Origin of the sequence: Nonomuraea solani, from assembly GCF_900108335.1 — a bacterium.
In the GTDB taxonomy this organism is placed as follows: Bacteria; Actinomycetota; Actinomycetes; order Streptosporangiales; family Streptosporangiaceae; genus Nonomuraea; species Nonomuraea solani.
This window is the reverse complement of the sequence record NZ_FNVT01000014.1, coordinates 41,917-61,351: the sequence shown is the minus strand read 5'-3', so window position 1 is coordinate 61,351 and position 19,435 is coordinate 41,917. Positions and strand designations below refer to the sequence as shown.

Here is a 19,435-nt window from a genome sequence, read left to right as displayed (position 1 = left end):
CGGGATCTTGTGTTCGTTCAACGCGACACCACACGTGAGGACGACCCCATGGAACCCCGTATGGACCTGATGGCCAACGCGCTCGGCGCCAAGATCGCCAAGCGGATCTACAACGTCGCCCTGGCGATCCAGCAGTCGTCGCTCCCCCAGGCCGTCCAGGACCTGGTGATGCTGCGGGCCAGCCAGATCAACGGCTGCGGTTTCTGCATCGACTACCACACCAAGGACGCCACGGCCGCCGGGGAGAGCGCGCTCCGGCTGCACCTGGTCGCCGCCTGGCGCGAGTCGACCGTGTTCACCGAGGCCGAGCGGGCCGCGCTGGCGCTCACCGAAGAAGGCACCCGGATCGCCGACGCCCGCCACGGGGTGTCCGACGAGACGTGGGCCCAGGTGCGCGAGCACTACGACGACGACCAGATCGTCGCGCTGGTCTCGGTGATCGCCATGATCAACGCCAACAACCGCCTCAACGTGATCGTGCGCAACCCCGGGGGCTCGTACGAGCCCGGCATGTTCGCCGGCATGGCGAACTGAGAGGAAACATCATGAGCTCTGAAACCCTTCGTCGTGACTTCGGCGGCGACATCATCGAACCGGGCGCGGCCGAATACGCCTCGGCCAGCCGCTCGATCCTGGTCACGGGCAGTCCGGCCTTCGTCCTGCGGCCCGAGAGCGTCGCGGACGTGCGGGCAGGTGTCCGATTCGCCGCCGAGACAGGGCTCGTCCTGTCCGTACGAGGCGGCGGCCACGGCTTCCCGGGCTTCGGCACCAACGACGACGGCGTCGTGATCGACCTCGGCAGGCTGGCGAACGTCGAGGTCATCGACAAGGAACGTCATCTCGTACGGATCGGCGGCGGCGCCACGTGGGGCCAGGTCGTGGCCGCTCTGACCCCGCACGGCCTGGCGATCTCCTCGGGCGACACCAAGGGCGTCGGCGTCGGCGGGCTGACGCTGACCGGTGGCATCGGCTGGAAGGTCAGGAAATACGGCCTGGCCTTGGACAACCTGGTCGCCGCGGAGATCGTGACGGCCGATGGAGAGGTCGTACGGGCGAGCGCGGAGGACAACCCCGAGTTGTTCTGGGCGATTCGCGGCGGCGGCGGCAATTTCGGAATCGTGACCGCCTTCGAGTTCACCGCCCACCCGACGACGGACGTCTTCTACGGCAAGATCGCCTTCCCGGCGTCGGAGGCGGCCACCGTACTCCAGGGCTGGGCGGACCACATGCGCACCGCCCCCCAAGACCTCACCTCCATCGCCAGCTTCGCCAACCCCTTCGCCGGTGGCCCCGAGGCGCCGATCGAGATCCACGTCGCCTTCGACGGCGACGATGCGGAACGCGCGGCCCAGGCCATCGACCCGATCCGCCGGCTCGGCACGGTGATCGCCGACGACGTCGCACCGACCCCGTACGGGGACACGCTCGTGGACGGCCTCACCCCGCCGCCCGGCGTCCAACTGGTCACCCGGAGCGCCTTCGCCGACAGGGAGTCGGTCCCCGAGGTCCTCCGGATCCTGGCCGAGACCGGAGCGTCGGCAGGGTCGCCGTTCATCGCCGTCCGCAGCGTCGGCGGCGCGGTGTCCCGAGTCCCGGACGACGCGACCGCCTACGCGCATCGCCGGGCGGAGCTGATGTTCGTGACCACCGTCGCGGGACCGACGCCGGTCGTCGAGGCCGCCCGCCCGGCTCTGGCGGCGCTCTGGGAAAGACTCGGACCTCACGTCAGCGGCGCCTACGCCAACTTCCTCGCCTCCGCCACCGAGGAGGACGTCGCCGCGATCTATCCCACGCGGACGTATGAGCGACTGGGGGCGGTCAAGCGCCGGTACGACCCCGGCAACCTGTTCGCCCGCAACCACAACATCCGGCCTCAGTAGTCCAAGCCGCCTGTCGATGGCCACCCTGTCACACGACGACAAGGTGGCCACGACCGCAGGTCCCTGCGACCAGGACTCATGCCGGGTTGCACCCTTTCCTTGATGCCGGCTCCTGGATCGGTTGTCATCGGAGGCGGAAATCTGCTTCTGCAGACCCACCAGCCGCCTGGGTCATGCGTAGTCGCATCAACCCGTGGAGGCACCATGCGCAAGATCGTTTTAGTCGCGCTGTCATGTCTGGTGGCCGGTCTCATCGCCCCGCCCGCCCACGCCGATCCCACCCCCGCTCCGCAGGACGAGCTCATACCGGCTTGGGATACCCCCGGCCCTCAACGCAGCACGACCTATGAGGACGACCCTCCGGCCACCGATTCCGCGCGCGCCGCGGCGCCGGCGTGGCGGTGCTTCCTGTTCGTCAGCGACCCGGAGTTCGTCCGGCACAACGGCCGCGGGCACATCAAAGGCATCGGCCGCCAGTGGTGCACCGGAGCCGGCTACATCCCGCAGGGCCCGCGGCTGACCCTGCAGCGCTACCTCGGCCTCGGCATCTGGCGGAACGTGCGCCGTACGTCCATCGCCTGGTCCCGCGGCCATTTCGCGGAGATGCAGTACCTGTGGCCGTGCACCGGAACCGGCAGCGAACAGTACCGCTGGGTCGTCGACGGGTTCGCCCAGGGCGTCCGGCGGGCAAGGGCCAATGCGTACTCGCTGAACTACCGGCGGGTCTACTGCTGAGGGCCGCTTGCCGAGATGGCGGGCGCCTGACGCCCTCGCCAGACCACGATCGCCCAGCCGCGCAGCGCCACGACGGTCCGTGCGGCCACGCGCAGCCGGGCGATCCGATGGGTACGCAGGATACGCACATGAACCAGGTGACGACCCCTTAAGCCCCAGCCTCTGATGCGACTGCGTTCCGAGGAGTCGTGCCGTATCTCGACTTGCGCGCCCTCCCCGCGGAGGGGTGTGTCCGCGACGCGGATCGCGGTCAGGCCCAGGGAGCGCCAATCGTGGTCGTATTCGTACACGACCCATTCCAGCGCGTCCTCGTGAGCGAACAGCACCGCCGCGGCGTCGCCTTCGATGACGTCACAGGACAAGGGCACCACATCGGCATCGAGCGGAGCGTCCAGCCCATGCTCGATGACCCGAAGCCCGTGATCGGCCAGCGATGGGTGCAACTCTGGCATGACCCGACGGTAGGCCCACCGAATCCAGCGTGTCGAGAGACGTCCAGCGGGTCACCACCTTCCAGGCGATGACCGGCGCACGCTTCCCGCCGGCCTCTCTCAAGATCGCGTGGACGGCGGGAACGTAAGCGGGTTCGACCACCGGGACAGCTACCTATCGCCCATCAATAGGCAGGCTGAAAGTCGTGCTCGCTCGCAGAGGATCAGGTGTGACCGAGCTACCGCCTGGTCGTCCATGCGGCACGTGGGGATGGGTGTGATGTGGCAGTCCTCCGCCAGCACACCGTCCTTCCAGGCGACTCCCCACGGTGTCCCGCAATTGCAGCGCATGACAGAGCCGCGGTTCTATCGCTCGCAGAAGCTCACATGGCCGTTGGCCGGAATTGAGATCGGTGTCATATTGCGAGTGGAGAAATCAACCGGGTCGCTGGAGGCTTCCTGTGGCGGCAAAGTGGCCGATGGGAACGTTCCTTTCCCGCCTGCCTGAGGCGATGCCGGCCGAGTTGGTCGCGCTGGGTACCACGCTCACGGCGCCGGATGGCACATGCTTCATTCGTCAGGGCGAGCCCGGTACGCTGATCTATCTGATACTTCATGGCCTGGTCAAAATCACGACTTGGGCGGAGAACGGCGAACGAGCACTTCTCGCCGTTCGGGTCAGCGGCGACGTCATCGGCGAGATGGCGATCCTGGGGGCAGGCAGACGCAGCGCTGATGTCACGACCTGTGGGCCAACCTCGTTGTGTGCGATCAGGGGCGCTACTTTCATCGGCTATTTGCAACGACATCCGAGCGCCGGGTTCGCGCTTTCCGGGCTCCTCAGTGACCGTTTGCGGTGGGCCAATCAGCGACGGCTCGAATTCGCGGGATACGACGCGGAGGTCTGCCTTGCAAGGATCATCCTTGCGCTTGCCGCAGCGCACGGCCGCGCCGTACAGGAGGGCATGGACATCGGGGTCCCCTTGACGCAGGCGGAGCTAGGCAGCCTAATCGGCGCCAAGGAACCCACCGTACAGAAGGCTCTGCGATCACTTGCCGCACGCGGTCTGGTCTTGCGCAGACCCCGGCGGGTCGTCATTCAGGACATGGACGGGCTGATGAAGCTCGCTGATTCCGACCCGTGAACCCGTAAAAATCGCGGTCGTTCTCCGCCCGAAGACGCCACCGTACTTGCACAGCGAAGGAACAGGAGCGAGATGAACGACGATCCGCAGTACCGAGCGATGCTGACCTACGACATCGAGGACTACAGTCAGCGCAACAACTCAGACCAGTACACCCTGCAGTCCACCATGATCCGACTGCTGGACCTCGCGGCGGGTGCTGCTGGGCTGGGGCTGCTGGACTGGAAGCGGCAGCCCCAAGGCGACGGGGAGTTCGTCGTCCTGCCCTCGTCCATCCACCCAGCGCGGCTCCTCGGCCCATTCACGGACGCATTGAGCCAGGCCATCAACGACCACAACGCATCGTCGCAACCCCGCCTACGCCTACGCCTGGCGATTCATGCAGGGCCCATCCACGTGGATGGGCCCGCTGGATCGCCCGGCAGAAACGCGGTAGCAAGCGGAAGGCTAGTCAACGCCGATGCTCTTCGCGCAGCTCTGCGCTCTGTCGCAGACGCGAATCTCGGGATGATCATCTCCGACACTTTCCATGCCGACTATGTCGGCCAAGGCTACGGCGGGCCACCCGCCGACCAGTTCCGACGGATCAAAGCAAAGATCAAACAACAGGAGTACGTGGCGTACGTCCACTTGCCTGGATACAACGTGCATGCCGTGCCCGAGCTCAGAGAGTTCGACGCTGAATGTAGCGAGAAAGAGGAAAAGGCCGAACAGCCGTCCCAAAAACATCAGGTGAGCGTCGGTGGCGATTGGTACGGCGGTAACAGCTACCACGTCTCAGGCGGCGGCAACAACTTCGCCGGCCGCGATATCACCATCACCGAACCCGGACAGAAGCCTTCGTCATGACCGAGGAGACGCCCATTCAGGAACCGGCGGGCACCGCAACCGACAACGTCCCGGCTTCGGAGGACGAGATCAACCAGCCGGGGCCGCCCTTAACCGCTCGCATCGAGCAGGAACAGAAGGAGCGCCGGCTCCGCAGCGAGATCATCGATGTGGGGCAGAACTGGTACGGCGGCTCGAACTACCGAGTCGATCAAGGTGGCACGCTGAACGGAGCCGGCCGCGACATCATCCAGTATTTCGGTGGCGATGAGCCGTCTGTTTCCACACACCCCATACCGTCCGATGAATTCGAACGGATTCGGACATGCCTGATCGAGACGGCATCACAGCAGGAACTGCTGGACCGGCTGGCGAACATGCCCGTCGTCCTGCTCAGAGGTGACCCGCACAGCGGAAGGTGGACAGCCGCGCTGCAGGCATTGATGCAACAGCGCCTGACGTGCAATCACCTGATCGTCAAGGATCCGAAGAAGGTTCGACCCAACGATCTCCGAGCAGGCCACGGCTATGTTCTTCGGGTTGATGAGGAGACCTGGCCTCGACGCCCCGAGGCGGTGCTCGACCAACTCTGCGCCGTGGCACGCGAGAGCGGTGCCGTGATCGTCGCCGTCGTCCCGAATGACTGTGCAGTTACGAAATCCGTAGTCACGCACAAATGCCCCGCCCCAGGAGATGTCATCCGCAGGCGACTTGTCCACCTCTCCCCCGGCATCGAGGATGAGCTCGAAGCGGTACGCCTCTCGCTGGACGAACACGTCGCGGGTTGCCGTCCTTGGGAGGCGGTTGAAACAGCCCGGCAGCTCGCGGATGGCCGACGGCAGGGCCGCTCTCTCGCTGCCATGGTGGCGGATCTGCCATACGTGGCCCTTGCCGAGCTTTCAAAAAGCCTGGAGAAGACCGATCCCGTTCTGAGCAGGCACTTCCTGATCAGCAGCGCAGTGCTCTATGGGCTGCCCGAGGCCGTCGTGTCCGAAGCCGCGCTAACCCTGGCGCAGCGGATCAGGCAGGACGAGCAACGCGACGCGGCGGACAAGGAGGACCAAGGTTTCCCGATATGGGAACGACTCAGCCAGTGGATCAGCCATCCAGGGTTGGACGCGGCAGAAGCCACCCGGGGCGGGGAAGGGCAACGCATCGAGGTGAAGCCTGGCATGGCCAATCGACTGCTGGTGGCGGTTTGGGAGCAGTTGCCCGCTGTCCGCCCAGCGCTCTACGACTGGCTCGCCGAATTGGTCCGCGACGATGACTGGCGGGTACGGCTCAAGGCCGCCTATGCCGTGGGCAAGCTTGCAACCTGCGACTTCCATGTCATCAACAAGCGGTTCCTCACGCCTTGGAGCAACGAGGACGGCCACGCGAAGGTGCTCGCCTGGGCTCTGGAATCTGCCACACTCGCCGACCCCAACGTCGCAGTGCTGGTTCGCGGACGGTTGAAGGAGTGGACGACCGGCACCTATCGCCAGCGGCTCGCCGCGGCGCTGGGCTACGGATCGGTTATCGGCGTCCGACACATCGACGAGGCGCTAGACGCCCTTCACACGCTTGCCGCCGCTGCGGTGTATCTGGATACGTGCGACCATGTCGCCCGTTCCGTCGCTGAGGTCTACACCTCCGAAACAGCTGTGGCAGTGCTGCGCGAGCAGGCTCGATGGGCAGCCGGAGAACACGTCGGCGAGCAGGTCACCGCCGCTCTGGCTTTCGTTCGCCTGGCCACCGCCGAGCGGGACGAGGAGTCGTACCCACCTCTGTGGCGGCATGAGGTGGTCGACGAGCTCGCGCTGCTTTGGGTCAACGCCCTCAACTGGGGCCTGTCCACGACGCGCGGGGACGTGCAGTTGCCCGCCTATACGCCGTCCGCCTGGCTTCTCATGGCCGACTGGGCAAAAGGCGCGGCGACCGAGCCGACGATCAACAACGTCATCAACGAGGTGCTCCGCAGGGCCACGAGAAGGCTCCGCCCTTCTTGGACCTTCCATCTGCACTTGTGGCACAAACAGCAATCCATTACCGCCGCTCAGTTCGCCGAATATATTCGGCTCGTCAAGGGAGGATGATCATGTCGCTCACGAAACTCATCAAGCGACCCGTGCTCGTACAGCGCTGGACGAGACTTCCCGCCGGAACGAACTCTCAAGAGACCACAACGGCCAAGGAGGAGCCGGCCGTGACCCACGAGGATGCCTCCTACATTTTTGCGGCACCATCTCGCGGCGATGGGTTCAAGTTCGTCGTGACCGTCTGGCTCTGGCGGCGTTCGGCTACCGGCTCGCTCATATTCCGTCCCTGGAAGGAACTGAAGGAGGAACATGAGCATTCGATCAAGGACTACGTCCGGGAGATCGTCCGCTCCTCGCTGCGGCAGCACAGCATCTTCGACCCGGAAGCAGCAGAGCAGGCGGCAAATGATGCCTTGAAGCGCTGGCTGAGGGAACGGCCATCCGATTCCGTGACAGGCACATGGCGAGCTGCCATAGAAGTGGACGTGCCCGAGGAGGTGCGGAAACTACGCTGTGCGCACGAGAGCGAGCTCTACAAAATAAGGGCCCGGGCAGACGAGGTCGCACTGCAAATGACGAAGTTGCGCGCATCCCGGCGACTCTGCGAGCAGTTCCTGACCGAAACGATGGACAGCTCGACGGCGCGGCATGCGGTACGGCTCACACAGGCGGTCGAGAAGGTGGCGGACATCACCGACGGCATGCTCAATGAGCGCGAGGAGAAGGCCAAGCAACTATTGGAGCTCCTAGCCAAAATCGTGGACACACAGCGGCACGCGAATGCCTTTGAACTGGTCATCTCCAGTGAGTCCGCGCTGCGGGCGGCGTTCGAGCGGCTCGGAATCCCGCTGCCACCGCCGGATCCGGACTCCCCGTTCGCTCTCATGGAGGAGGCGCAGTGAGCACGATGTTGATCAGCGCCGCGCTGACCGTGGCAGCCAACCCGATCAACAGCAACCAGAATCCCCATCGAATGAGCCGGTACTTCCGCCCGACGATCCCGCTGACCCGATGAAGCTGATCAGCGATTCTCTCTAGATCCAGCGTCGAGGATTTCATCAGGGCTCTAGAAACGGCCGCGGCAGACTCGAAACGGAGCACATCGGCGTAGTACATGACAGCGCCGTTCTGCTTCCTGCGGTCCAGCCGGGGATATACGGCGCGGGCCAGCACCACTACCGATGTCATAGCCGCGGCCGCTCCTGCCCACCATAGCCACTCAATGGCGTTGGACAACCTGAACGGCGACCAGCTCCCGGCGAGCAGCCCGCCCGTTACGGCACCAAGCCCGATACCCACGATTCCGAGAAGAACCTGAGCTTTCATATCCGCCCGATTGAGCTCCTCGCGAGCCTCATGCAGTAACTGGGCGCCGTAGGCGCACGCGTCATCTTCGGCTGCTTGCTGCTGATCTGGCATCGTAAGAGCTTGGACGATCCTACGAAACATGAGCGACCCCTTGGCCTTGGACGATCACACAGCTGAGCATCCCATGGTCGATTTCGCTTGAGCATGTTGCTCCGGTTGACGGACCCTTCAACAGGCCCGGAGTTGTAAGGCAGAGTGAGCCCGGGCGGTGACGGCGTATTCGACAGGGCGTAACCCGGTGACGAAGGAGTGCAGCCCAAGCAGGTGGTCGTCGAGGCGGTGGTCACGACTGACCATCCTGTCGCGTACATTTCCGCCTCCTGGCAGTCCCCGCTCCGCAGAGCGACGGCAGGCCGACGCCTGTCCGCCTACGAAGGCAACAGCTGTCGTACGCCCTGCGTGGGCTCCCGTGCGACCAGCCGGTGCGGGGCCAGGTGGGACCTCGAACGGCAGCGGCTCTTCCGAGCGGATCCGGGCGGCCAGGCACTTCACCGCCACGTCGGCGACCCTCCGGCAGGCCGTCGGCGTGCAGGCCAAGTTCAGCATGTACGCCCTCCACCTGACCTCGGGCACCTGGCCCCCGCCCTGGCCCTGCTCATCCTGGAGGCCACGACCGCGGGGCTGCGCTCCACCGCGCGCTGACGCTTGGATATCCTCAGGCCCGTGCTGACCTGCCCCCGGCCCGATCTCGTCGCGGTCTACGAGGCCGCGCTGCACAACCTGCTCGACGTCAACACGATCGGCGGGATCATCCGCGCCGGCGGCGGCTATCCGGCTCCGTGGACCAGGGACGCCTCGATCAACGCCTGGTACGCGGCCAGTCTCCTGTCGCCTGACGCCGCCCGCGACACCCTCCTGGCCGTCACCGGTGAAACCCTCGTCCAGCAGGACGACCAGTGGTGGGACCAGATCATCTGGGCCGTCGCCGCCTGGAACCACGTCGTGGTCACGGGCGACGAGGATTTCCTGGCGCGGGCGTACCCGATCGCCGCGGCGACGATGGAGGTCCTCGACAAGGAGCGGCTCGACGGCAGGTACGGGCTCTATCGCGGCGGCGCCGTCATGCAGGACGGCATCTCCGGATACCCGGAGCCGCCCAATGATCCCGGCATCGAGTCCAGCTTCGTGCTCGACTACCCTCGGGCGCACTCGATCATGTGCCTGTCCACGAACGCCGTCTACGCCGGGGCGCATCGGGCGCTCGCCCGGATGGCGGCCGCGCTGGGGGCCGACGGGCGGCCTCATCTGGCGCGCGCCGACGCCACGCGGGCCGCGGTGAACCGGTGGCTGTGGCGCGAGGACGCCGGACTGTACGGCTACTTCCTGTCCGAGGACGGCCGCCTGGACCCGCATCAGGAAGCTCTGGGGCTGGCCATGGCCATCCTGTTCGGGGTGGCGGACGAGCGGCGGGCCGCCCTGATCGCGGCGAACACGCACCGGGAGCCGCGCGGCGTGGTCAACGTGTGGCCGCACTTCGACCGGTACGGCCCCGGACGTCCCGGCCGCCACAACGCGATCTGCTGGCCGATGGTGATGGGCGTGTGGGGTGACGCGATGGCGCGAAGCGGCCACGCGAACCGGTTCCACGAAACGCTGGACGACCTGATCGGCCTGTTCGGAGGGGACGGGTTGTCCGAGGTCTACAACGCGATCACCGGCCTGCCCGACGGCGGCTGGCAGCAGGGCAGGCAATGGCCATCGGAACCCGATCAGACCTGGTCGGCCACGACCATGCTCGGCCTGGTCCACCACGGCCTGTTCGGAATCAGGCTCACGCCCGAAGGAATGCGCTTCTCCCCCATGATGCCCGCCCATTGGCGCGACGCCGCGCTGAACGGTTTGCGTTATCGCGACATGACCCTGCGGATCACCGTGTCAGGGGGCGGTACGACGGTACGGAGTGTCCGCCTCGACGGGCGTGAAGTGGATCTGGTGCCCGCCACCCTCACCGGTCACCACGACGTCCGGCTCACGCTTGGCTGAGGCCTCTACCGCAGAAGTTTACCGGGAAATCACGCCCCGGTTTGATTTCACGCCGTTCACTGATCCCTACGTTGGGAGCCGTTCGAGAAACACCAGCAGGGAAGAGGCACACGATGAGGCAGGCACTCGCACGTCTGGGCGCCGTGGCGGCCACGGCGATCGTCCTCACCGCCGGCCTGAGCGGTCCGGGTCAGGCGGCGTCCACCGGGGCTCCGCAATGTAACGGCTGGCCCCATGGCAACTACGACGACGGCTCGGACGTCATCGAAAAGGGCAGCAACATGAAGGCCGGCCCGTACACCGCCTGCGGCAATGTCAAATACCTGAAGCCGTACACCAACGTCTACTTCCACTGCATGGTCATCAACGACTACGGCAAGGTCTGGATCTACGTGCGGGTCGCCAGGACGAAGTGGCACGGCTGGGTCTCCTGGGACAACCTGCAGCAGTGGAGCTCGAGCACCATCAAGTCCTGCGACTGAGCGCCTTTTCGAGCGTTTCAGCCGAATCGACGCATGGCCTCCTGGGCGGAGCTCACACTCCGCCGCAAAGCCTGCACCGCCGCCTCGCTGCTGTTCAGCGCCCGCGTCAAGGCCGCCACCTCGGGCAGTGCCTCCGTGCGCAGCACCGACAGCTAGGCGGGCGATCTCCCACTCCAGCGCGGGCAGGACCACCGCGTTGCATACGTCGTCGAGCAGGCCCTCGGCGTTGATCCGGGAGCCACCTGGGCGTCCTGCGGCGGCACGTCGGGGTCTACGATCACATCCGCCACGGGTTCGGGTCCTCCGGCTCGCTCGCGCCGGGGTGGGGCCGTCGGCGGGGTGGTGTGCCGCCGCATTCCGGGCGGTGTTCGAAGTGCCACCATTCGTTGTCGTAGATGCGGTAGAGGTCGTAGCGGGCGCCGTGCTCTTCCAGCCAGCGGGCGCCTTCGTGCGGGCGTACGTCCAGGGCGGTGCCTTTGACGTGGCTGGATTCGGCCGGTGGCAGGACGAGCATGCGGGCCGTGGTCGCCGAGCCGGAGCGGCGGACCTCTTCTTCGAACATGCGCTGCTGGACGAAGGGGTCGCGGTAGCCGGAGGTGAGGCCCAGAAGCTGGCCGTGGCGCCAGAGGGCGTCGGTGCGTGCGGCGGTGAAGGCGGCGCGGGCGCCGTCGGTCAGCCCGGACAGGTCTTCGGCCGGGAAGCGCAGCGCCAGTGCCCAGTGGCCGGCCCGTTCGCGGGCGCGGCCGGGGTGGCGGGCGAACGCCGCGGGCAGCAGCAGCACGGCGAGCACCAGCGTGGCCGCGGCGTAGAGCCGGTCGCGGGGCCGGGGCGGAATCATGCGTGATTCGTCCATGACGAACTACGATTGGTAACGAATGTGCGCACGTGGTCTGCCGTTTGTCACCGTTTGTCGACGGCGGCCATCATCGGCGCGATGGTGACACGACCATGACATGGCGCGGACGTGGCGGGGACATGGCCGCTCGACAGTGGATGCGTCGAGCAGGGGCGAGTGACGGGGTGTGTGGTGAAACTCGGCGGCGTGTCGCGGGTGTTGTTGATCGAGGATGATCCGGCCGTACGGGAGGGCTTGGAGCTGGCGTTGACCCGGCATGGGCATCGGGTGCGCGCGGTGGAGTCGGGTGAGCTGGGGCTGGAGCGGCTGCGGGCGGAGATGCCGGACGTGGTGGTGCTCGACGTGATGTTGCCGGGTATGGACGGGTTCGAGGTGTGCCGGCGGATCCGGGCGGCCGGGCAGGTGCCGATCATCATGCTGACCGCGCGGGGTGACGACATCGATGTGGTGGCCGGGCTGGAGGCGGGCGCCGATGACTACGTGGTCAAGCCGGTGCAGCCGCGGGTGCTGCAGGCGCGGATCGGGGCGGTGCTGCGGCGGATCGGCCGGGAGCAGGCGGAGCTGGAGCGCTACGGGGAGTTGAGCATCGACCGGGCCGCGCTGGTGGTGGCCAAGGGCGGGGTGGCGGTCGCGCTGGCGCCGACCGAGTTGCGGTTGCTGCTGGAGTTGTCGGCGACGCCGGGCCGGGTGCACACCCGGCAGCAGTTGCTGGAGTCGGTGTGGGAGCACGGCTATTTCGGTGATTCGCGGCTGGTGGACGCGTGTGTGCAGCGGTTGCGCGCGAAGATCGAGGACGATTCGGCGGCGCCGGTGTACGTGCAGACGGTGCGCGGGTTCGGCTACCGGTTCGGCCCGGTGTGAGCCGGGCTGAGCCGGTGGCTTCGCCGTCGTGGTGGCCGAGCCTGGGGTTGCGGGCCCGGCTGTTGTGCGCGTTCGCGCTGTTGTGCGTGCTGACCGCGGCGGCGGTGGCGGGCGTCATGTACGTGCGGGCGCGTACCGACATTCTGCAGCGGGCTCAGGACGCCGCCGTGCGGGCGATGACCAGCCGCCTGGAGACGGTCTACCCGCTGCGCACGGCGACGCCGGGCCCGGACGAGCTCGCCGAGATCGCCGACGCGGTGACCGACGGCAACAACCGCGCGGTCGCCGTCTACGGCGAGCTGCACTCACCACTCGCCCCGACGCCGGGAACCGAGGTGCCGCCGGGGCCGCCGGTCGCCGCGACGCGGGAGCCTCCGATCGATCAGCCGGAGCGGCGGAGACCGGGCCGGGCGCGGGTGTGGGATCTCGGGGTGATCTCATCGGAAATGCGGCGCAGGGTGGCCGCCGGCGAGATCGTGTGGCAGCGCATGTTCTGGCAGGGCGAGCCGTGGCTGATCGTCGGCACCCCGCTGCTGATCACCGAGCAGAACCAGCGGACCCGGGTGTCCGGCATCGAGGTCTACGCCGCCCACAGCCTGCTGGCCGAGCAACGCAGCATCGACGACCTCGCCGCGTGGGCCTGGCTGACCGGCGGCGCGGCACTGGCGTTCGCGGTCGCCCTGGCGCTGCTGGCCACCCGTGGCGTGCTCGGCCCGGTCCGCGAACTCGGCCGGGCCGCCCGCCTGCTCGGCCAGGGCGAACTGCGTACCAGAATCACCGTGCGCGGCACCGACGAACTGGCCGAAGTGGCCCGCACCTTCAACACCACCGCCGCCGAACTGGAACGCCACGTCGACCAACTCGAAGCGATGGAGGCCGACGCCCGCCGGTTCGTCGCCGACGTCTCCCACGAACTGCGCACCCCGCTGGCCGCCCTGACCGCGGTCGCCGACGTACTCGAAGAAGAAGCCGCCGAGCTGCCCGACCCCGCCGGCCGCGCCGCCCGGCTGGTGAGCCAGGAAACCCTCAACCTCACCGCCCTGGTCAACGACCTCATCGAGATCAGCCGCTTCGACTCCGGCGTCGCCGCCCTGGCCCTCAACGACGTCGACGTGGCCGAACTCGTCCACGCCACCCTGCGCGTGCGCGGCTGGACAGCGTCGGTGACCACCGACCTGGCCCCTGAGGTGACGGCCCGGCTGGATCCGCGCCGGGTCGACGTCATCCTCGCGAACCTGGTCGGCAACGCGCTGCGGCACGGCGAGCCTCCGGTGTCGGTACGGCTCTCCACCGACTCGCACTGGATCACCCTGGAGGTCCGTGACCACGGGCCAGGGCTGGAGGAGACGGTGCTGCCGCACGTGTTCGACCGCTTCTACAAGGCCAGCGCCACCCGCGCCCGATCCGAAGGCAGCGGTCTGGGCCTGGCCATCGCCCGCGAGAACGCCCGCCTGCACCACGGCGACCTCACCGTCACCAACGCCCCCGGCGGCGGCGCCCTGTTCACCCTGCGCCTCCCCCGCCCGGCCCCCGACCAAGGCTCCGCATGAGAACCACATTCGCCCGCCGCGCGATCGCCGCGGGCCTGCTCACACTCATCGCGGTGGCCGGCTGCGGCGTACGGCCCAGCGACGTCATCACCGCCGGCGACCCGCCCAGCGGACCCGTCGCCCCCTCCGCCATGACGACCACCCTCTACCTGGTCAGGAACGGCCGGCTCAGCCCGGTCACCCGGTCCGGTGACCGTCGCCTGTTCCTCACCACCAAGCTCGCGCTCCTGGCGACCGGGCCCACCACGAGGGAACAGGAGCACGGCTTCACCACCGACCTGCCCCCCGAAGCCGCCCCGTTCGCGGTGACCCCCAAACCGGCCGGCCGCCTGGTGGTGACCCCGTCCACCCCGGCCGGCGAACTGTCCATCCTGGCCATCCAGCAGATCGTGTGCACCGTCGTCGCCGCCGCCGCGCCGGAAAGCCCCGGCCTGATCACCGTCCTCGGCGCCGACCAGGACGCCGGCCCCCGCACCTGCCCGACCGGCTGAACCAGGAGACGGCGCGCCGCGTATCCCCTCCTGCAGGTGCCGAGCCACCTGTTCCCTGGACCTCGGCAACCGTGTGGGAGGATCTGGCCACGATGGGTCCGTTCTCGGTGGTGAGGTGGGTGCGCGCGGCGAGTTTCGCCGCCACGTGCGCCGCCCTGGCCGCGCTCGGGCACGTGGTCGGCGGAGGTTCCTTCGACCCGGCAGCGGCGCTGGGCGGTTTCCTGCTCCTCCTGCTGCCCGCTCTGGCTCTGACCGGACGAGAACGAACGCTCGCCTCCATCCTGCCCGCGACCGCCGCGTCGCAGATCATCCTGCACGCTCTCCTCACCCAGAGCGCCGACCGGCAAGCGGCGGCGCATTGTGCGGAGATGGTCGGGATGGAAGGGATGGCCCACGCGCAGCCCACTCCATCGATCGGCTTCGGGATGCTGCTCGTGCACGCGGCGAGCGTGCTGCTCACCTCAGTATGGCTGCGGTGGCTGGAGGCAAGGCTGTGCGCCCTGGTCCAGCAACTGGCCGGCTGGGTGCTGCGCCCGCTACTGGTGCTGTTCTTCCTGGTCGCCGGCTGGATCGCCACGCCGCCACGACCGACCGGACATGCGCGCCAGGACGAGAGCGCGCGCATCAGGTTGTTCCTGAAATACGTCCTCGTGCTCAGGGGACCCCCTGGAGGTCAGGCCTGGCCCGCAGCGGCCATGTGATCCGGTGATCGACCGCGCCCACGTTCTGAACGACAGCAGCAACCTGCTGCCGCCCCGGCGCGATCTCGCCATGGTCGGTTTTCGCTGCCTGCGGGTCTTCCGATCGCCGCGCTCGGCCACTTCTCCGGCCGTCTGAGGCGCGCGCACCTCCAGACCCGACCCACAGAGAGCACCTACGCATGAACCCTTCTCGTTTCGCTGCCGCCATGGCCGCCCTCGTGTCCCTGACCGTCACCGGATGCGGAGCCGGCACCGAACCCACCGGCACCGCGGCCGCCGCCATCGACGTCTCGGCACCGGCCTCCAAGACCGGCTACCCGCTGGCCTTCGACAACTGCGGCATGAAGGTGACCTTCCAGAAGCCACCTCAGCGGGTGCTGATCCTCAACGGCACCAGCGTCGGCGAGGTGGAGAGCTTCATCCTGCTCGGCCTGGAGAGCACCATCCTGGCCAACGCGCAGAGCTATGGCGTCTCCGACGACCCGTCCATGATCGGAAAGATCAAGGCGCTGCCGACCGGCGGGCTGACCATGAACAAGAACTTCGACGTCCCCGCCGAACAGGTGCTCAAGCTCAAGCCCGACCTGGTCGTGTCGACGTGGTCCGGCGGGTTCGAGGCCAAGAGCGGTTTCGCCACCCGCGAGCAGCTCGCCGCGGCCGGCATCACCAGCCTGGTCAATCCGGTGAACTGCGCCATGGGCAAGCCGGAGGCGACCGAAGAGGAGCAGCGCGCCTATCGCAACCAGTCGATCAACAGCTCGCTCGAGTTCATCAGCCTCCTGGGCCGGATCTTCGACGTGCGGCAGCGCGCGCTCGACGTGATCACCGAGCTGCGAACCCGCGTCGAGACGGTCCGCGCCCGCGTCGCGAACCTGCCCGCCAAGAAGGTGCTCGTCGCCTATCCCGGCATGTCCATGATGAACGCCAACGGACTGCCCGCCGTGATGACCGGCGGCATCTACGACGACGTCATCAAGGCCGCGGGCGGCGTCAACTCCTTCGCCGGTCTGACCTCCGACGCCACCAGCACCATCAACAGGGAACAGCTCGCCACCGCGCAGGTCGACGTCCTGGTGGTCGGGCTGTTCACGCCGCGGGAGAAGGGCGATCAGGAGGCGGCCGAACTGTTCGCCGCCTACCCGAACTGGGCGGCCTCGAAGTCCAGGACCTACACGATCGTCTCCGACGGCGTCTATCTCGGCCCGCTCAACGCCGCGGCCGTCGAGAAGATTTCCAAGGTGGTCCACCCCGGTGACTGACACCCTGACTTCCCCTCCGCGGGCCAGGCCCGCGCCGTCCCGCCGCCCGCATCTGATCTCCGGACCGGCGACCGGGCTGCTGCTGGCCGCCCTGCTCGCCGGGCTGGTCGCGGCCCTGGTGGTCGGCATCTCCATCGGCTCGGTCAACCTTCCCCTCGGCCAGGTCTGGGGCGTGGTCTGGGCGCACGTCACCGGACGTGGCGCGCTGGCCGATCCGCTGCTCAGCCAGGTCGTCTGGGAGATCCGCACCCCGCGGGCGCTGCTGGCCGCGCTGGCCGGCGCGGGTCTGTCGGTGGCCGGCGTCGCCTTGCAGGCCCTGGTACGCAATCCGCTCGCCGACCCGTACGTCCTGGGCGTCTCCTCGGCCGCCTCGCTCGGCGCCGTGCTCGTCCCGGCGCTCGGCGGCACCGCGCTGGCGGGCGCGTTCGGGGTCACCGGCGCGGCCTTCGCGGCCGCCATGCTCTCGGCGCTGCTGGTCTACGTCCTGTCCCAGCGCTCCGGACGGCTGCTGGACTCCTGGCTGGTGCTGACCGGCGTCGCCGTCGGCTATCTGTGCGCCGCGGCCACCACCTTCGTCCAGCTCCAGCTCAACCCCACCGAACTGCAGGGCATGATGTTCTGGCTGATGGGCAGCGTCGCCGGCGCGTCCTGGCCCGACCTGGGCGTGCCCGCCCTGCTCATCGTCTGCTGCATGGCCTGGCTGTTGTCCCAGGCCCGCGCCCTCAACGCGTTGATGGCCGGCGAGGAGGCGGCCATCGCCATCGGCGTGCCAGTGGCGGCCCTGCGGATCGGGCTGCTGGTCGCCGGGTCGCTGCTGACGGCCACCGTGGTGAGCGTCGTCGGCGGCATCGGCTTCATCGGGCTGATGATCCCGCACATGGTCCGGTTCGTCGTCGGCGCCGATCATCGGCGGGTGCTACCGGTCTCACTCCTGACCGGGGCGCTGTTCCTGATCCTGGTGGACCTGGCCGCCCGCACCGCGGACCGGCCGAACGAGCTGCCGGTCGGGATCTTCACCACCGGCCTCGGCGTGCCGTTCTTCCTGTGGTTGCTGCGCCGTCGCGCGAAGGGAGGCGGCGATGCGGCTTGATCTGGACGGCATCAGCGCCCGCATCGACGACCGCCCCATCGTCGACGACGTCACCCTGACCGCCGGGCCGGGCGAGTTCGTCGCGCTCGTCGGCCCGAACGGCAGCGGCAAATCCACCCTGCTGCGAACCGTCTACCGGGCGTTGCGCCCCTCGGCGGGCGTGATCCGGCTCGACGGCCAGGACCTGTGGCGGATGCGACCCCGCCAAGCCGCGCGCCACCGCGCCGTACTGCCCCAGCACGGCCAGGCCATCGAGGGGTTCACCGCGGCCGAGGTCGTCGCGGCCGGCCGCCACAGCCGCAGACGTCCGCTCGAACGCGAGACCTCCACCGACCGGATGGCGGTCACCACCGCCCTCAAAAGGGTGGAGATGGACTGGGCCGCCGACCGGCTGATGACCACGTTGTCCGGCGGGGAACGGCAACGCGTCCTGCTCGCCCGGGCCCTGGCCCAGGAGGCGCCGCTGCTGATCCTCGACGAACCCACCAACCACCTGGACGTCGGATCCCAGCTCCTCCTGCTGGACCTGATCCGCTCCCTCGGCCTCACCCTGCTGGCCGCTCTGCACGACCTCGACCAGGCCGCCGCCTACGCCGACCGGGTCGTCGTGCTCCGCGACGGCCGCGTCGCCGGGCACGGCCCGCCCCTGGAGGTGCTGACGCCCGCCTTCATCGAGGAGGTCTTCGGAGTACGCGCTCATGTCGGCCCGCACCCCATCACCGGACGCCCGCACATCGCCGTGGCCTCAGCCCACGGCCAAGTCACTGACGCGGCGCCGGAGCAGCGAGTCGACCGCCTACTCGCCAAGGAGAAGAAGATGGGCACCAGCGCGGGCATGACCTGTGAATCAGCACGACGGCAAGGAGGGCTCGGAGATGACCGATAAGGAGAGCAGCCGGCGGGCTGTGCTGAAAGCGGCAGCCGCCGGTGGCGTCGGGGCAGGGCTGGGCGCGATGGGCATGGCGTCGCCGGCCGCCGCCGCGCCGCGACGGCGGCGGGTGGCGATCCTGTTGTACGACGGCTTGACGGCGCTGGACGCGGTAGGGCCGTACGAGGTGTTGTGCCGGGTGCCCGATATCGAGGTGATCACGGTGGCCCGACGCGCAGGGCCGGTGCGTACCGACACCGGGGTGCTCGGCCTGGTCGCCGACCGTTCGCTGCGCCAGGTGCGGCAGGCGGATGTGCTGCTGGTGCCGGGCGCGGGCAACCGCGGCGTCACCGCCGCCATGGCGGACACGGAGACCGTGGACTGGGTGCGCCGCCTGCACAAGGGCACGACCTGGACCACTTCTGTGTGCACGGGTGCGTTGATCCTGGGCGCGGCCGGGTTGCTGCGCGGCGTGCCCGCCACCACGTACTGGGCGTCCAGGAGCTATCTGGAGACCACGTTCGGCGCCGTGCTCACCCCGGGACGCTTCGTCGAATCAGGAAAGATCATTACGGCCGGAGGGGTGTCCGCAGGCATCGACATGGCCCTGCACCTGGCCGCCAAGCTCGCCGACGAACGGGCGGCTCAGGCGCTGCAACTGGCCGTCGAGTACGACCCCCAGCCACCTTTCGACACCGGCAGCCCCGAGAAGGCCGGGCCCGAGCTGCAGCAACTCGCCCTGAAACTTCTGGAGGACGCCGCCCGCTAGCCGTGTGCCGAACCGCCCGGACGACCACGCAGGAGTAGCCCGACCAATCCAGTGCGATCCTGCGGAGATCGAATGACCGGTGTCGTCCGGGCGGTGAAGCAGGCATGTGGCTCCGCCGCC

Annotated in this window: 22 protein-coding genes; 19 read left to right on the top strand and 3 right to left on the bottom strand. The window is 68.2% G+C overall.

All coding sequences use genetic code 11. From position 1 onward, the window contains the following. Positions 1-48 precede the first annotated feature (48 nt). The 3 genes from C4V41_RS38685 to C4V41_RS38675 all read left to right on the top strand — a co-directional run bounded on the left by C4V41_RS38685 (position 49) and on the right by C4V41_RS38675 (position 2,615). Positions 49-534, top strand: a complete 486-nt coding sequence (locus C4V41_RS38685) for a carboxymuconolactone decarboxylase family protein (RefSeq protein WP_103961178.1) — start codon at positions 49-51, stop codon at positions 532-534. An 11-nt stretch (positions 535-545) separates the two neighbouring features. Continuing rightward, a complete protein-coding gene (locus tag C4V41_RS38680) occupies positions 546-1,880 on the top strand; it encodes an FAD-binding oxidoreductase (RefSeq protein WP_103960971.1) in 1,335 nt (444 codons plus the stop codon). Positions 1,881-2,084: 204 nt separating this feature from the next. Then, positions 2,085-2,615, top strand: coding sequence for a hypothetical protein (locus C4V41_RS38675; RefSeq protein WP_103960970.1), 531 nt, complete (start codon positions 2,085-2,087; stop codon positions 2,613-2,615). Here the strand turns inward: C4V41_RS38675 and C4V41_RS62240 are convergent. Beyond that, positions 2,606-3,067, bottom strand: coding sequence for a hypothetical protein (locus C4V41_RS62240; RefSeq protein ID WP_160150532.1), 462 nt, complete (start codon positions 3,065-3,067; stop codon positions 2,606-2,608). The two genes, C4V41_RS38675 and C4V41_RS62240, sit on opposite strands and share 10 nt — an antisense overlap. Before the next feature lie 458 nt (positions 3,068-3,525). On the opposite strand from C4V41_RS62240, the gene C4V41_RS38670 reads away from it, so the two are divergent. The 4 genes from C4V41_RS38670 (at position 3,526) to C4V41_RS38650 (ending at position 7,939) form a co-directional block, all read left to right on the top strand. After that, positions 3,526-4,191: a Crp/Fnr family transcriptional regulator gene (locus tag C4V41_RS38670; protein WP_235030651.1), complete on the top strand. Its 666-nt coding sequence runs from the start codon at positions 3,526-3,528 to the stop codon at positions 4,189-4,191. A 72-nt stretch (positions 4,192-4,263) separates the two neighbouring features. Further along, positions 4,264-5,040, top strand: a complete 777-nt coding sequence (locus C4V41_RS38665) for a nucleotidyl cyclase domain-containing protein (RefSeq protein ID WP_103960968.1) — start codon at positions 4,264-4,266, stop codon at positions 5,038-5,040. Continuing rightward, positions 5,037-7,094, top strand: a complete 2,058-nt coding sequence (locus tag C4V41_RS61050) for a hypothetical protein (RefSeq protein WP_146103948.1) — start codon at positions 5,037-5,039, stop codon at positions 7,092-7,094. The genes C4V41_RS38665 and C4V41_RS61050 overlap by 4 nt, the downstream gene beginning before the upstream one ends. 2 nt (positions 7,095-7,096) lie before the next feature. Next, positions 7,097-7,939, top strand: coding sequence for a hypothetical protein (locus tag C4V41_RS38650; protein WP_103960965.1), 843 nt, complete (start codon positions 7,097-7,099; stop codon positions 7,937-7,939). On the opposite strand, the gene C4V41_RS38645 is transcribed toward C4V41_RS38650, so the two are convergent. Further along, complete coding sequence (locus tag C4V41_RS38645; RefSeq protein ID WP_103960964.1) at positions 7,920-8,456, bottom strand: Pycsar system effector family protein; 537 nt, start codon at positions 8,454-8,456, stop codon at positions 7,920-7,922. The genes C4V41_RS38650 and C4V41_RS38645 overlap by 20 nt on opposite strands. A gap of 612 nt (positions 8,457-9,068) precedes the next feature. Here C4V41_RS38645 and C4V41_RS38640 point away from each other — a divergent pair. The 3 genes from C4V41_RS38640 to C4V41_RS65525 all read left to right on the top strand — a co-directional run bounded on the left by C4V41_RS38640 (position 9,069) and on the right by C4V41_RS65525 (position 11,026). Continuing rightward, complete coding sequence (locus tag C4V41_RS38640; RefSeq protein WP_103960963.1) at positions 9,069-10,388, top strand: MGH1-like glycoside hydrolase domain-containing protein; 1,320 nt, start codon at positions 9,069-9,071, stop codon at positions 10,386-10,388. A 113-nt stretch (positions 10,389-10,501) separates the two neighbouring features. After that, complete coding sequence (locus tag C4V41_RS38635) at positions 10,502-10,870, top strand: hypothetical protein (protein WP_103960962.1); 369 nt, start codon at positions 10,502-10,504, stop codon at positions 10,868-10,870. Positions 10,871-10,903: 33 nt separating this feature from the next. Then, positions 10,904-11,026: a hypothetical protein gene (locus C4V41_RS65525; RefSeq protein ID WP_268808753.1), complete on the top strand. Its 123-nt coding sequence runs from the start codon at positions 10,904-10,906 to the stop codon at positions 11,024-11,026. Positions 11,027-11,147: 121 nt separating this feature from the next. Here C4V41_RS65525 and vanY-N read toward each other — a convergent pair whose 3' ends face one another. Further along, a complete protein-coding gene (gene vanY-N, locus C4V41_RS38630) occupies positions 11,148-11,723 on the bottom strand; it encodes a D,D-peptidase/D,D-carboxypeptidase VanY-N (protein ID WP_103960961.1) in 576 nt (191 codons plus the stop codon). A 189-nt stretch (positions 11,724-11,912) separates the two neighbouring features. On the opposite strand from vanY-N, the gene C4V41_RS38625 reads away from it, so the two are divergent. The 9 genes from C4V41_RS38625 to C4V41_RS38590 all read left to right on the top strand — a co-directional run bounded on the left by C4V41_RS38625 (position 11,913) and on the right by C4V41_RS38590 (position 19,315). Continuing rightward, on the top strand, positions 11,913-12,587 hold the full coding sequence (locus C4V41_RS38625) for a response regulator transcription factor (protein ID WP_160150548.1): 675 nt from the start codon (positions 11,913-11,915) through the stop codon (positions 12,585-12,587). A gap of 14 nt (positions 12,588-12,601) precedes the next feature. After that, a complete protein-coding gene (locus C4V41_RS38620) occupies positions 12,602-14,137 on the top strand; it encodes a sensor histidine kinase (RefSeq protein ID WP_235030650.1) in 1,536 nt (511 codons plus the stop codon). Further along, on the top strand, positions 14,134-14,628 hold the full coding sequence (locus tag C4V41_RS38615) for a hypothetical protein (RefSeq protein ID WP_103960960.1): 495 nt from the start codon (positions 14,134-14,136) through the stop codon (positions 14,626-14,628). Before C4V41_RS38620 ends, C4V41_RS38615 begins: the two co-directional genes overlap by 4 nt. Before the next feature lie 119 nt (positions 14,629-14,747). Continuing rightward, positions 14,748-15,329 carry a hypothetical protein gene (locus tag C4V41_RS38610; RefSeq protein WP_146103947.1) on the top strand — a complete coding sequence of 194 codons (582 nt, stop codon included), beginning with the start codon at positions 14,748-14,750 and terminating at the stop codon, positions 15,327-15,329. A gap of 4 nt (positions 15,330-15,333) precedes the next feature. Further along, positions 15,334-15,465 (top strand): hypothetical protein, encoded by a 132-nt coding sequence (locus tag C4V41_RS65520; protein ID WP_268808752.1) that lies wholly within the window; start codon positions 15,334-15,336, stop codon positions 15,463-15,465. A 43-nt stretch (positions 15,466-15,508) separates the two neighbouring features. Then, the gene (locus C4V41_RS38605) at positions 15,509-16,588 is read left to right on the top strand and encodes an ABC transporter substrate-binding protein (RefSeq protein ID WP_235030649.1); all 1,080 of its coding nucleotides are present in this window, start codon (positions 15,509-15,511) and stop codon (positions 16,586-16,588) included. Beyond that, the gene (locus C4V41_RS38600) at positions 16,581-17,678 is read left to right on the top strand and encodes a FecCD family ABC transporter permease (protein WP_200824505.1); all 1,098 of its coding nucleotides are present in this window, start codon (positions 16,581-16,583) and stop codon (positions 17,676-17,678) included. The genes C4V41_RS38605 and C4V41_RS38600 overlap by 8 nt, the downstream gene beginning before the upstream one ends. Beyond that, entirely contained in the window at positions 17,668-18,564 is an 897-nt protein-coding gene (locus tag C4V41_RS38595; RefSeq protein WP_103960957.1) for an ABC transporter ATP-binding protein, read from the top strand. Before C4V41_RS38600 ends, C4V41_RS38595 begins: the two co-directional genes overlap by 11 nt. Further along, positions 18,554-19,315 (top strand): DJ-1/PfpI family protein, encoded by a 762-nt coding sequence (locus C4V41_RS38590; protein WP_103961174.1) that lies wholly within the window; start codon positions 18,554-18,556, stop codon positions 19,313-19,315. The genes C4V41_RS38595 and C4V41_RS38590 overlap by 11 nt, the downstream gene beginning before the upstream one ends. Positions 19,316-19,435: the final 120 nt, after the last annotated feature.